Source organism: Paenibacillus sp. 1-18 (assembly GCF_000520755.1).
GTDB lineage: Bacteria > Bacillota > Bacilli > Paenibacillales > Paenibacillaceae > Paenibacillus > Paenibacillus brasilensis.
The window spans coordinates 1-11,711 of the sequence record NZ_ASSB01000189.1; the positions used below are offsets into that span (position 1 = coordinate 1).

Here is an 11,711-nt window from a genome sequence, read left to right on the forward strand (position 1 = left end):
GAGACTACACCTAAATCACGCGCAGCTACCTATGCAGCAGACAAACAAGCCAAGAGCGAGGAACGCAGCCGTCAGCGTAAGCTGGAAGCCCTGGAAAACCAAATCAAAGTGTTGGAGGAGCAAATTTTAGGGCTAGAGGAGCAAATGACCCTACCCGAGATTTATCAGGATTACGAGGCGCTTCAGGAAATTCAGGCACAACTCGACAACCATAAACAGGAATTGGCTCAAACCTATGCGGCATGGGAAGAACTGTTAGAGGATTGACAGCTACTGCATAAAATCTCAGCCCTAGAAATTTCACATTTGCCTCTTCCTTCTTTTTGTACACAGAGATATCCACAACTTATGTGTATGAGTGAGATTGAAAAATGGCCTTTTAGGCCATTTTTTTATTGCCAAAAAGCCACCTTCACATGAAAACCAAATTTATCCACCTTTTTATCCACATTATCCACAGTTTTCACCAAAGTCAGAGGTGCAAAATTTCCCCTGACTTGCTACCTCCAAAAAGTCTTAGCCTGCTTGCTTTCAGCATTATTATCCACATTTTCAATGGTATATGTGGATAACTTTGTTCACAACTTGACAAATCATATCATTGTTCGAGGAGTATTAAAATCCTTGGGTTTTTTGGTGAATCATGAAAAACCGTGTACGATTATGATGAACACTGCGGGAGAATAAGATGCTATCATTGATCAGCTAAAAACTCCTGTAATTAGACCACTTGAATTTATGTTGTTTTTATATTAACCAGGATGGAACAAAAAAGACACAGCCTCAGCTGTGCCGTGTCTTACACATTCTTGTTCAATTAAGATTGGACAGACCATTCCTCCAGAGACAGCCCTGGATCTGCCTTCATGTCGAGTGAGGTAAATTCCCCGCGCTTCCACTTGGCGTAGGCCGCAGCACCGATCATGGCTGCATTGTCTGTACAATATTTCATGGACGGTACAAGCAGCTCGATGCCTTCACGCTCGCAGCGCTCACGCAATGCTGTACGCAGTCCACGATTGGCAGCGACACCGCCGCAGAGCAGAAGCTGCTTCGCCCGGTATTCACGCATGGCACGAATCGCTTTTTCCACCAGCACCTCTACAACCGACTCTTGAAAGCCTCTTGCGATCGCTCCGGCTTGGACGGTTTCTCCGCGCATTTTCGTCTGGTTAATCACATTCAGCACCGCAGATTTCAAACCGCTAAAGCTAAAATCATAAGAATCCGGCTCCAGCCATGCACGCGGCAAAGTGACGACTTCCTCCGATTCATGGGCCACACGATCCACATGCGGACCGCCGGGATACGGAAAGCCAATGGCTCGTGCTACTTTGTCATAAGCTTCCCCTACTGCATCATCCCTCGTCCGGCCAATGAGTTGAAACTGGCCTTCGGACTCCATCAGCACCAGTTCCGTATGTCCTCCTGACACAACAAGTGCGATACATGGATATACGATCTCATGCTCCAGTTGATTGGCATAAATATGTCCCGCAATATGATGCGTCCCAATCAATGGCTTGCCGAACGCCATGGCCGCGCTCTTGGCGGCGACAATACCAACCAGCAACGCGCCGACCAGTCCCGGTCCTTGTGTCACGGCAACTGCCGAAAGCTCGCGGGGCGTAATACCAGATGCTTGCATGGCTTCGTCCAGCATGTACGTAATGCTCTCCACATGCTTGCGCGATGCCACCTCTGGCACCACACCACCAAAGGCTTTGTGTGTTTCAATCTGACTGGAAATGAGATTTGAAAGTACCTCTGTACCATTTTTTACGACGGAAACAGCCGTTTCATCACAGCTCGTTTCCACGGCCAGTATATAGCAAGGCTCACCGGAGGCGGTGCCTGTACCTGATTTTTTCTCTTGCGTCATTACTCCTGCACGCTTCCTTCCTGTTCATCGGATGCCTTATGCGCGGGAAGATCCGCCCACATGATCACGGCATCCTCGTTATTATCCGAATAGTAGCCTTTGCGGACACCTGCGGGCTTAAAACCTTTTTTCTCATACAAGCCCTGAGCGATCCGATTCGTTACCCGCACCTCCAGCGTCATACGTTCCATCCCCAAATATGAGGCGGTCTGCATCAGCTCATCCAATAGCTTGTCACCAAGCTTACGCCCGCGAAAAGCCTCACGAACCGCAATATTCGTAATATGGGCCTCATCCATAATCGTCCACATGCCCGCGTAACCAATGGCTTTTCCGTTCAGTTCCATAATCATATATTTGGCGAAATGATTCATCGTCAGCTCATTGCGGAATGCTTCTTCCGTCCACGGCAGCGTGAACGCTTCATGCTCAATCTCCAGCACATCGGGAATATCATCCAGCTGCATCAAGCGAAACTCAAGCTTCTCTTCCCGTTGCATGTTCTTTGCCATGTTGTTCACCGCTCTCTTTAGCGCTGACGAAGCAGATTGGCTTCCGCCTCCGCCAGCTGGGTATAATTCGGAACCAGCGTATGCAGCTCGTCATGTTCCTGACGAAGCAGCTTATCCGCCCCAAGGCGGCCAACCCATTTTCCTTCCAGTTCATACGGTACAATATGAAGCTCGCTCCATGCACGCAGGCGCTCGGCTGATTCAGCGTGAATCGCTGTCTCACCGACTAACCAAATAGCTGCTGGCCGCTCTTCAGAAGGCAATGTCTCCAGTCGTTGCAGCAGGTCCTCTGTCCAAGTGGACATCAGCCGGATCGCATCCGGTTCCAGCCGCTGCGGGCTGTCAGTGCCATTAACTGTATTTACGGCGAACAGCCCCGTGTAGACCTGTCCACGGCGCGCATCCAGCACAGGCACAATCCAGTCTGCTGCCTGCACCCCGGCTGGACTTTCACTCACCGACTCACTTTTCCCTTCTTGCTCCTGTATTGCGACACCACGATTCCACCCTCCCCATGCCAAGGCGTGCAAAGTGGATATGGATGTCACCGGGACGCCCCAGGCCCAAGCAAGGGTTTTGGCAGCAGTCACCGCAATCCGAATACCGGTGTAAGAACCGGGCCCGATACCGACTGCAATACCGTCCACGTCATCGCGTGTCAGTCCTTCTTCACTCAGGAGACGTTCCAGCTCGGTAATGACATGCACCGAGTGATTTCGTTCGCCATACACATTGCTTTCTCCCAGCAGCTCTCTTCCGTTCATCAGGGCAGCTGCCATCACGGTTGTCGCTGTATCTAACACCAAAAACCGCTCACGCGGCTTTACATTCACATCTGTATGCTCTCTTTGCATGGTTCAAACTCCATTCTCCCGCAAACTGCGGCACCATTGTTCATAAGGCTCGCCATATCCGGTGAGATGAATTAAGCGCTCACCGACATCTGTCGTCTCTATATACATGTGAAGCCGCTGCTTCGGCAATATATCGGGTATAATACTCCCCCATTCCACCAGACATACTCCAGTCCCATAAAAATATTCATCCAGCCCAAGATCCTCTGCCTCATCCTGGGTAATGCGATACACATCCATATGGTATAAGGGCAATCGGCCTTCATACTCCTTGATTAGCGTAAAAGTCGGGCTGTTTACTATACCTGGGACACCCAAGTGGTTAGCAAAAGCTTTGGAAAAGGCCGTTTTACCTGCTCCCAGATCTCCGTCCAGCACGATCACCGTGCCAGGAACGGCTTGTGCAGCCAAAAAACCAGCCAAAGCCCCGGTCTGCGCCTCTGCGACAGAACGAAACGTAAACTGTTCCTGCGAAATTGTCATATGTCTTAATCACCTTTCGTCCGATCGGACCGTTCCAACTTGTCCTTTATTATATAGTTCACCTTATGTCGCCGCAAGGCATGAAAACATGCTATTGTATGTTAAGCAAGACACACAAGGAGGGAATCAATTCGATGGGACAAACCGTTTTACTCATGATTGATGTACAGCAGGCTATGTTCATGTATGATGAGAAGCTATATCGTGAGCAGGAAATTATAGCACATTTACAGCAGCTTTTGGCCAAAGCCAGAGCAGCAGGCACACCGGTGATTTTTGTGCAGCATACTGAGGAAACGGATGAGGATTTCCGGGAGCACAGTACAGGCTGGGCCATCGCCGACGTGGTGCGCCCTCTTCCTCATGAACGAATTGTGCGTAAATCGTCCTGGGACAGCTTTTATCAAACCGAATTGGGCGAGGTACTCCAGAGATTGGGAGCCGATCAGCTCGTAATCGCAGGGATGCAGACTGAATTCTGCCTCGACACGACTTGCCGAAGCGCCTATAGTCTGGGATACCAGAACAACGTGCTCGTATCGGATGCGCATAGTACATTTGATAGCAAGGTGCTGAGCGGTGAACAGATTGTAGCTCATCACAATGCGATGCTCGGTAATCGTTTTGTGCGTTTGCTTGCGACAGCGGATGTACATTTTTCATGAGTTGTTAAAGTGAAACCTCTACATTCCAAGCCGATTGCCTTCAAGCAAGCCGGCTTCTTTTTTCGTTAATGCAAAAAAACGAAGAATAAAAAAACACTGACGTTATAACGTCAATGCTATTTCTAACCCAGGTATATGGATTCTACATAGGTTTATTCAATATTTTCTTTGGCATTCGGCATGTACTCTAGAAGATCACCCGGGGTTACACCTAATCCCCGACACAATGCACCTAGCGTATCGTAATCTATCCGTTTGGTTGCGTTACCTGCAAGAGAAGTAATTGTGTTTCGACTCACCCCCGTTAAATCCACTACATCTTTGTTTTGCAGTCCCCGCTCTCGCATAATATCACCAAGGCGACAACGTATTCTTAAAGGGTTCATAAAATTCCTCCAAAAAATAAGCACAGAATGTTCACATATAGAACAGTATTAGATATTATTCATTTATGCACAAAATGTTGACATATTGATATGTTAACTACTTTTTATCTTCTGTTCATCGTAGCAAAACCTTTCGTTATTAGCAATATGTTACCGTTTCAAAATACAATAACTATCTAACAGGGGGTCAACATATGTTTATAAAACCAAAAACGAATTCATTCGTACTAGAACGGGCAGCGATGGTATTTGGACCTTATGACCAATCTCATAATTATGAGATATTTGAGGGGATCATTTACGACGGACAATATTTCTTTTACATGGAGGACGGGCGTTTGTGGCTTCGTCATGCACTCAAAGTAGACCATCCTGAACATACCCACTTATTCGTCGACGGTGACAGTGGCGGACTCCAACTGGCAGAAAACATTCAGTGTGACCTTATGGAAGTTGTATCCAATACAATTGACAGACTACATACTATGGATAGCATGACATTTCTAATTAACGAATTGCTGTGGCTAAACAATCGTGGAGACATCAAACTTAATTTTATAAAAAAGCAGTAAATAAAGCACTATTTGATCCAGTTCACAAGTTTTTCGCTATCTCGCAAAAGGGTCATCATCTTTATTGGAATTCCAAATGTATTCAATTTGATTGGCAACCTGCTTAGCTTTTTCAAGACCCAATTGGTCAGAAATAAAACCTAAGGACATGTCCATTCCAGCAGATACACCAGATGAAGTATAGAACTTTCCATCTACTACCCATCTTGCGTTTGGAATCCAGTCAACTTCCGTGTCGATGGATTTGACCCAATCAAAGGCTAATTTATTGGATGTGGCGCGCCTGTGTTTTAACAAGCCTGTTTTGGCAAGCAGCGCTGAACCTGTACAGACAGTTATACAAAAATAGGACTGTTCCGCAATCTCTGTGATCTGCTTCATAAATGTATCGTCATGGATTAAGCTTCTTGTCCCCTGTCCGCCTGGGATCATGAATATGCCATTGGGTTTTACTTGTGCAATGGGTTCTGTGACAATCTTGTTTTTTTGTCGGCTCTCAACAATTCCCCCATCTATAGAGAAATATTTTAAGTCATAAACTTCTGGTAGGCGGCCAAAAATCTCAACGGGTCCGAATACATCTAGTGTTTCAAAATCATCGAACAAGCATATGTTAAAGTCCATACGGCTCACTTCCTTCAAATATTTAATCATACTATACACCCCGTTTCCTGAATTAGACAATATAAAAGGCGTCTTTTCGGGCGCTTTTTTAGGTGCTATAAGTCGGTTATGAATCTGCATAGGGAAGTTTTTTTATTTCTCAGCGATGAGCTGAATGCCATTTGCGGAGAAAACTTTTTCACGGGTTGATTTAAATTTTCATTTCTAACATAAAATTCAATTAACATCATGGATTTCAGAAAAACCAAGAAATTAACAGAAAACATTAGAATGGCCTATTTATTTTGGAGAATATGGCTTCATAAGCATCTGTATATAGATATATGTAAAAATTTGAACATTGAGCAAAATCTGCATTGGAACTATGATGAAACTGTATTTTATTTCCAGAGAAAGAAGGCGATCGAACCGTCACACTCACCGTCTTAGGCACCATGATATGCCCGCAAGCAAATGTATCTTGCAGTCGCTGCGTTTCGTAGGTTAAGAGCGGAAATTACGAATTGAAGTGCAGTCATGGATGTATTGTGTCTTGAACACAGCGAAAGGAATGTGAGTTTTTATGAAAAAAGTAGCTTTGGTAAGCCCGTTGAGAACAGCGGTCGGCTCTTTTAACAAAACCCTTGCGCCCCTAAGCGCTCCTGAACTGGGAGCAATTGTGATGACAGCATGCCTTCAGCAAAGTAAATTAGAGCCTTCTTTAATTGATCAAATTTATTGGGAAATGTTCTTCAGGCGGGCAATGGCCAAAATCCTGCCAGACAGGCGGCACTAAAAGCCGGTATCCCCATTGATGTACCCGAATCAACGATAAATACGGTTTGCGGTTCAGGGCTTCATGCCGTTGCTTTAGCCTACAATGCAATATTAGCGGAACAAGGCGACATCATCTTGGCCGGAGGCATGGAGAGCATGTCGAACGCCCCCTATCTGCTAAGGAATGCAAGAAACGGCTACAAGCTTGGCAACGGTGAATTGGTAGACTCCCTGGTGGCCGACGGCCTCACGTGCCCGATCAACCATTACCACATGGGAATTACCGCAGAAAATGTTGCTGAGAAATATGGTATTTCAAGACTTGAGCAGGATGAGTTTGCCTATGAAAGCCAGATAAAGGCTGTCGAAGCAAAAAACAAGAAGGTTTTTGAAGAGCAGATTGTTCCGGTCATGATCAAAAACAAAAAAGAAACTATTTATTTCACGGAAGACGAACACATAAGAGGAAATACAACAAAAGAAAAACTTTCTCATTTAAAAACTGCGTTTAAGGAGAACGGAACGGTTACCGCCGGAAATTCTTCGGGAATCAATGATGGCGCGGCAGCTATGCTTGTAGTGTCGGAAGACAAATGTAAGGAACATGCGTTAAAGCCGTTGGCATATATCAAGGGTTATTCACTTGTTGGCGTTGACCCTGCATATATGGGAATGGGCCCGGTAAAAGCGATTTCGTCCCTTCTTAAGCAACAGGGAATATCCATTGATGAAATTGATCTTTTTGAAATTAATGAAGCGTTCGCCGCACAAGCATTAGCTGTATTGAAAGAGCTTGGGGTCAGTCTGGAGAAGGTGAATGTCAATGGCGGCGCGATCGCGATCGGGCATCCTGTCGGTGCAAGCGGGGCCAGGGTTTTGGTTACGTTGGTTCATGAAATGGTGCGAAGATCTTCACGTTACGGTATAGCCTCGTTATGCATCGGAACGGGAATGGGAATAGCGATGCTGGTTGAAAATGCACTTATTTAAAGTGCGCGTTCAAGATGAATTTTTGAATTATCTCTAAAAAGGAAGGGAGATCGCTATGTATCAAAAAGATGTACTTTCACTCCAATCCATGCCTGCGGCCAGCGGCAGTTATGGGCGCCCGCCATGCCGCTTCATCAACCGGGAATTTTTTATCATTACCTATGAATCCGATCCCGCTGCGATTAGACATGCAGTCCCGGAACCTCTACAGCCGGATGGAAGCAATACGGTTGCCTATGAATGGATCAAGATGCCCGATTCATCCGGTTTAGGAAGCTATGAGGAAAGCGGTATTGTCATTCCCTGTACTTTTCACGGAGAACCCTGTAATTTTGTTGCCCAAATGTATTTGGATAACGCACCTGCTATTCTTGGGGGACGTGAAATCTGGGGCTTTCCTAAAAAATGGGCGAAGCCTCGCCTGATCGTTGAGGAGACGGAGACGCTGACGGGTACATTGCATTATAATAACGTCCTGGTGGCCATGGGAACCATGCCTTTCAAATATAACATTCTTGATGAAAAGGAAACGGCTAAAGCCATTGCAAAAACGCAAGTTAACTTAAAATTAATTCCTGATGTTGATGGTACCCCAAAAATTGCTCAGTTAGTGGCGTATAATCTCGAAAACATTACTGTAAAGGGCGCCTGGTCAGGGCCTGCCAGATTAAACCTGATCCCCCATGTCAACGCTCCTGTGGCAGATTTGCCGGTTAAAGCTTATATTGGCGGAAAACATTTTATTGCCGATTTAACGCTTCCATACGGAAGAGTTCTCTACGATTATCTCCAATAAAGCTTGCTTTCCTAAAAAATATATAAGGAGACGGAACCATGAATAACAAAGTAATCTCCGCTGAAGAAGCAGTTAAGAAGGTCAAAGACGGGGACACGGTGATGGTCGGAGGTTTTCTGGCAGGAGGCTTTCCGGAGGAGCTGGTGCGTGCGCTTGTCGACACAAATTCCGCAAGCAATCTTACGATTATTTCCAATGACACAGGCACACCGGAATTATCTATCTATAATCTTGTAAAAAGCGGTAGAGTAAAGCGGATTTTTGCATCCTATATCGGCTCCAATCCGGAAACAGGCAGGCTCCTTATGACGAAAGAAGCGGAGGTTCAACTCTTCCCGCAAGGCACACTCGCTGAAAAAATACGCGCAGGAGGAGCCGGTTTGGGTGGTATTTTAACACCTGTAGGTGTAGGCACCATTGTAGAGGAAGGAAAAAAGAAAATCAAAATTGACGAAAGGGAATATTTGCTCGAACTCCCGCTCAAAGCGGATGTGGCGCTAATCAGAGCCCATAAGGCAGATGAAGCGGGAAATCTTGTCATCAACGGCTCTTCACGCAATTTCAATTTAGTTATGGCTACAGCGGCAGAGTATGTAGTTGCTCAGACAGACGAATACGTAAAGACGGGAGAAATTGACCCCAATCATGTCAACGTTCCCGGAATATTTGTCGACGCAATTGTAAAGGTGGGTGAAAACGCATGAATAACAGAGAATTCATTGCTCGAAGAATAGCCCAGGAATTCAAAAATGGCGAAGTTGTCAACCTTGGTGTTGGAATGCCTACAATGGTAGTGGACTATATCCCCGACAACATTCATATTATGCTGCAGGCTGAGAACGGAATCCTCGGTGTAGGCCCCAAAGCGGCCCAGGGAAAAGAAAGACTCGATTGTATCGATTCAGGCGGAAACTACGTTACAACTATGAAAGGAGCATGCTTTTTTGACAGTTCGCTTTCATTTTCCATCATCCGCGGAGGGCATGTGGATATCACTGTTTTGGGCGCCCTGGAGGTCGATGAGAAAGGCAACCTTGCAAGCTGGATGATCCCAGGGAAAAAGGTTCCGGGCATGGGGGGAGCCATGGATTTGGTGGTCGGAGCCAAGAGAGTGATTGTAGCCATGGAGCATGTCAACAAAAATGGGGCGCCGAAAATACTTAAACAGTGCAAGCTACCCCTGACTGCTGTAAATGTTGTAAAGACGATAGTAACCGAGAAGGCTGTCATTGATGTTATCCCGGGTAAAGGGCTGATGCTAAAGGAAATTGCTCCGGGTTTGTCAGTGAAAGACGTTCAAATGGCAACAGAGGCTGAACTGATAGTTTCACCACATTTGAAGGCCATTGCAGTGTGAAGGTCATGGGAACGGATCAAGCCCTTTAGCGGAGATGGGGACTGCCTGTCGGCGAAAATCAATTGGCGACTGGTTTGAGTCTAGCTACTTAACGTAGTAAGCTAGATAAAGTCGGTGGAGGCTCAAGTCCTTTGTGACCGCATTTATTTTTACAAGTAGGGTTCGCTAATTTGCTCACTGAGCATTTGCGAGCCTTTTTTTGTTGGAGGGGGAGGGGCTTTAGCCTTTCACAAATTGGGGAGCCTACTACACGGCTGGTGAAGTAAGCTCCCCGGTCAGGGAGAAGCTTTTTGATAGCACGGGTGCTCATGCCAAACAAAAAAAACGTAAGGGCTGAGTATTTTTGCAGCATCAGCTTCATGCTCTCATCGTAATAATAATCTGGAACATAGAAGTTCCCATCCTCCTATTGTTCTTTCAGACGATCCACACTGACGGTTTGGGTATTGGTGGGTCTGCTGCCTATCTGTACAGTGGCCATACCGTTCGCTTCGTCTACATGCTCAATCCAGATCGGTTTGCCATCCAATTGTACGGCAATAGTATCGGGCGAATCGTAAATCGCTTTTGCTCGTTCTGCATTCATGCTGTTCTCCTCCTGCTGATTGTGTTTTATGTGCATTAATTTAAAAATTTATAGCTGACCTAGTCCTCATCTATAATCCGTTCAACGTCCAATGAAGGGATGCTATGAGAAGGCGAAGTTGAAACCACAGCCTCCAAATCTACATGACCCACAGCGACGGGAAAAGGCGGCCGGATTCCATGGGAAAGGGCAAACTCTGGCGGCAACGCATCCTGTTCACCTCCGGCAGGCCCCCGAAAGGCGATATGACTTTGACCCACACGATGACTGATCTTCCGAGGATAGGATTTTCCGGGCATAAATGTGTACCTCCTTTTGAATCGGATATGCCTTACTATGCACCAAAAAAGCAGCAGCCATGCGCAAGCGAAAGCAATTCGCAGCCTTCATTTACACCACATACATTCCTTTCTCAGAAGCATACTAAGTGAAAAAATGATATGCTCACAGCCCCGAGCGTTGGAAATCGAAGGATGCTAAATACGGATTAAAAAAGGAGGACTGGCGGTATGCATACGGTTTGGAAAGGCGCGATCAGCTTCGGGCTGGTTCATGTGCCAGTTAAAATGTTTTCAGCGACGGAGGACAAGGATATTTCCATGCGTTATATTCACAAGGAGTGTGGAAGCCCACTGAGCTATGTACGGAAATGTCCCGTTTGTGATAAGGAGGTTGAATGGGAGGAAATTGGAAAAGGCTACGAATATGAGAAGGGAAAATTCGTCATGTTCGACAAGGAGGAATTGGAACAGGTCAGCGGCCAAACGGATAAAAATATCGTCATTTTGGATTTTGTGGACCTGCAGGAAATTGATCCGATTTATTTTCAAAAAACGTATTATTTATCTCCGGATCAGGCCGGCTCGAATGCGTATAAGCTGCTCATGAATGCGATGAAGGATACCGGAAAAATCGGGATCGCCCAAATCTCTATCCGTTCCAAAAGCAGCCTGGCAGCTATTCGGGTGCTGGATGAATGTTTGGCGGTGGAGACGATGTTTTACCCGGATGAGATTCGTCCCATTGCTCAAGTTCCTAATTTACCGGGGCAGGAGGAGGTTAAAGAGAAGGAACTGACGATGGCAAAAATGCTGATTGAGCAGCTATCTACACCTTTTGATGCAGCCAAGTATACGGACCAGTATCGCGAGCGTCTACTGGATCTCATTCAGCATAAAGTGGCCGGAGAAGAGGTGCGAGTCGCCCCAACACAGCCGCAAACGAATGTTGTGGATTTAATGGCTGGCC

At 46.2% G+C, this 11,711-nt stretch carries 15 protein-coding genes and 1 pseudogene; 8 read left to right on the forward strand and 8 right to left on the reverse strand.

The features are described 5' to 3' along the window. Window positions 1-267: ABC transporter C-terminal domain-containing protein (locus L693_RS28030; RefSeq protein ID WP_269320841.1), on the forward strand; the 267-nt coding region annotated here is incomplete at its 5' end. A gap of 550 nt (window positions 268-817) precedes the next feature. Here the strand turns inward: L693_RS28030 and tsaD are convergent. From tsaD to tsaE, 4 genes are read right to left on the reverse strand one after another with little or no spacing between them, the layout of a single operon-like run. Then, window positions 818-1,882: a tRNA (adenosine(37)-N6)-threonylcarbamoyltransferase complex transferase subunit TsaD gene (gene tsaD, locus L693_RS0111245; protein ID WP_025717325.1), complete on the reverse strand. Its 1,065-nt coding sequence runs from the start codon at window positions 1,880-1,882 to the stop codon at window positions 818-820. Beyond that, a complete protein-coding gene (gene rimI / locus L693_RS0111250) occupies window positions 1,882-2,394 on the reverse strand; it encodes a ribosomal protein S18-alanine N-acetyltransferase (RefSeq protein ID WP_025717326.1) in 513 nt (170 codons plus the stop codon). Before rimI ends, tsaD begins: the two co-directional genes overlap by 1 nt. Window positions 2,395-2,411: 17 nt before the next feature. Beyond that, complete coding sequence (tsaB, locus tag L693_RS0111255; protein ID WP_025717327.1) at window positions 2,412-3,248, reverse strand: tRNA (adenosine(37)-N6)-threonylcarbamoyltransferase complex dimerization subunit type 1 TsaB; 837 nt, start codon at window positions 3,246-3,248, stop codon at window positions 2,412-2,414. A 3-nt stretch (window positions 3,249-3,251) separates the two neighbouring features. Beyond that, the gene (gene tsaE / locus L693_RS0111260; protein WP_025717328.1) at window positions 3,252-3,731 is read right to left on the reverse strand and encodes a tRNA (adenosine(37)-N6)-threonylcarbamoyltransferase complex ATPase subunit type 1 TsaE; all 480 of its coding nucleotides are present in this window, start codon (window positions 3,729-3,731) and stop codon (window positions 3,252-3,254) included. 134 nt (window positions 3,732-3,865) lie between these two features. Between tsaE and L693_RS0111265 the strand changes: the two genes are divergently transcribed. Continuing rightward, on the forward strand, window positions 3,866-4,396 hold the full coding sequence (locus tag L693_RS0111265; protein WP_025717329.1) for a cysteine hydrolase family protein: 531 nt from the start codon (window positions 3,866-3,868) through the stop codon (window positions 4,394-4,396). Between the two features lie 152 nt (window positions 4,397-4,548). Here L693_RS0111265 and L693_RS0111270 read toward each other — a convergent pair whose 3' ends face one another. Next, window positions 4,549-4,782, reverse strand: a complete 234-nt coding sequence (locus L693_RS0111270) for a helix-turn-helix domain-containing protein (RefSeq protein WP_049825134.1) — start codon at window positions 4,780-4,782, stop codon at window positions 4,549-4,551. A 194-nt stretch (window positions 4,783-4,976) separates the two neighbouring features. Here L693_RS0111270 and L693_RS0111275 point away from each other — a divergent pair, with 194 nt between their 5' ends. Beyond that, window positions 4,977-5,354 carry a hypothetical protein gene (locus L693_RS0111275; protein ID WP_025717331.1) on the forward strand — a complete coding sequence of 126 codons (378 nt, stop codon included), beginning with the start codon at window positions 4,977-4,979 and terminating at the stop codon, window positions 5,352-5,354. A gap of 36 nt (window positions 5,355-5,390) precedes the next feature. On the opposite strand, the gene L693_RS0111280 is transcribed toward L693_RS0111275, so the two are convergent. Further along, window positions 5,391-6,008: a DJ-1/PfpI family protein gene (locus tag L693_RS0111280; protein ID WP_231503619.1), complete on the reverse strand. Its 618-nt coding sequence runs from the start codon at window positions 6,006-6,008 to the stop codon at window positions 5,391-5,393. 532 nt (window positions 6,009-6,540) lie between these two features. Here L693_RS0111280 and L693_RS0111285 point away from each other — a divergent pair. The 4 genes and pseudogenes from L693_RS0111285 to L693_RS0111300 all read left to right on the forward strand — a co-directional run bounded on the left by L693_RS0111285 (window position 6,541) and on the right by L693_RS0111300 (window position 9,877). Next, window positions 6,541-7,724 (forward strand): annotated as a pseudogene (locus tag L693_RS0111285) (acetyl-CoA C-acetyltransferase). A 55-nt stretch (window positions 7,725-7,779) separates the two neighbouring features. Beyond that, window positions 7,780-8,520, forward strand: a complete 741-nt coding sequence (locus L693_RS0111290) for an acetoacetate decarboxylase (RefSeq protein WP_025717333.1) — start codon at window positions 7,780-7,782, stop codon at window positions 8,518-8,520. Between the two features lie 38 nt (window positions 8,521-8,558). Beyond that, a complete protein-coding gene (locus L693_RS0111295) occupies window positions 8,559-9,224 on the forward strand; it encodes a CoA transferase subunit A (RefSeq protein WP_025717334.1) in 666 nt (221 codons plus the stop codon). Then, window positions 9,221-9,877, forward strand: coding sequence for a 3-oxoacid CoA-transferase subunit B (locus L693_RS0111300; RefSeq protein ID WP_025717335.1), 657 nt, complete (start codon window positions 9,221-9,223; stop codon window positions 9,875-9,877). Before L693_RS0111295 ends, L693_RS0111300 begins: the two co-directional genes overlap by 4 nt. Before the next feature lie 406 nt (window positions 9,878-10,283). Here the strand turns inward: L693_RS0111300 and L693_RS0111305 are convergent, their stop codons facing one another. Then, complete coding sequence (locus tag L693_RS0111305; RefSeq protein WP_025717336.1) at window positions 10,284-10,463, reverse strand: H-type small acid-soluble spore protein; 180 nt, start codon at window positions 10,461-10,463, stop codon at window positions 10,284-10,286. A 59-nt stretch (window positions 10,464-10,522) separates the two neighbouring features. Next, window positions 10,523-10,762, reverse strand: a complete 240-nt coding sequence (locus L693_RS0111310) for a hypothetical protein (RefSeq protein WP_025717337.1) — start codon at window positions 10,760-10,762, stop codon at window positions 10,523-10,525. A gap of 210 nt (window positions 10,763-10,972) precedes the next feature. On the opposite strand from L693_RS0111310, the gene ku reads away from it, so the two are divergent. After that, a partial coding sequence (gene ku, locus L693_RS0111315; RefSeq protein ID WP_025717338.1) for a non-homologous end joining protein Ku occupies window positions 10,973-11,711 on the forward strand: 739 nt, incomplete at its 3' end.

Excerpts from the sequence above, each read along its gene's own strand:
- L693_RS0111280 (WP_231503619.1), bottom strand. The coding sequence starts at position 6,008 with ATGATTAAATATTTGAAGGAAGTGAGCCGTATGGACTTTAACATATGC.
- tsaD (WP_025717325.1), bottom strand. The coding sequence starts at position 1,882 with ATGACGCAAGAGAAAAAATCAGGTACAGGCACCGCCTCCGGTGAGCCT.
- tsaE (WP_025717328.1), bottom strand. The coding sequence starts at position 3,731 with ATGACAATTTCGCAGGAACAGTTTACGTTTCGTTCTGTCGCAGAGGCG.
- L693_RS0111305 (WP_025717336.1), bottom strand. The coding sequence starts at position 10,463 with ATGAATGCAGAACGAGCAAAAGCGATTTACGATTCGCCCGATACTATT.
- L693_RS0111270 (WP_049825134.1), bottom strand. The coding sequence starts at position 4,782 with ATGAACCCTTTAAGAATACGTTGTCGCCTTGGTGATATTATGCGAGAG.
- L693_RS0111310 (WP_025717337.1), bottom strand. The coding sequence starts at position 10,762 with ATGCCCGGAAAATCCTATCCTCGGAAGATCAGTCATCGTGTGGGTCAA.
- L693_RS0111300 (WP_025717335.1), top strand. The coding sequence starts at position 9,221 with ATGAATAACAGAGAATTCATTGCTCGAAGAATAGCCCAGGAATTCAAA.
- L693_RS0111290 (WP_025717333.1), top strand. The coding sequence starts at position 7,780 with ATGTATCAAAAAGATGTACTTTCACTCCAATCCATGCCTGCGGCCAGC.
- tsaB (WP_025717327.1), bottom strand. The coding sequence starts at position 3,248 with ATGCAAAGAGAGCATACAGATGTGAATGTAAAGCCGCGTGAGCGGTTT.
- L693_RS0111265 (WP_025717329.1), top strand. The coding sequence starts at position 3,866 with ATGGGACAAACCGTTTTACTCATGATTGATGTACAGCAGGCTATGTTC.
- L693_RS0111275 (WP_025717331.1), top strand. The coding sequence starts at position 4,977 with ATGTTTATAAAACCAAAAACGAATTCATTCGTACTAGAACGGGCAGCG.
- rimI (WP_025717326.1), bottom strand. The coding sequence starts at position 2,394 with ATGGCAAAGAACATGCAACGGGAAGAGAAGCTTGAGTTTCGCTTGATG.
- L693_RS0111295 (WP_025717334.1), top strand. The coding sequence starts at position 8,559 with ATGAATAACAAAGTAATCTCCGCTGAAGAAGCAGTTAAGAAGGTCAAA.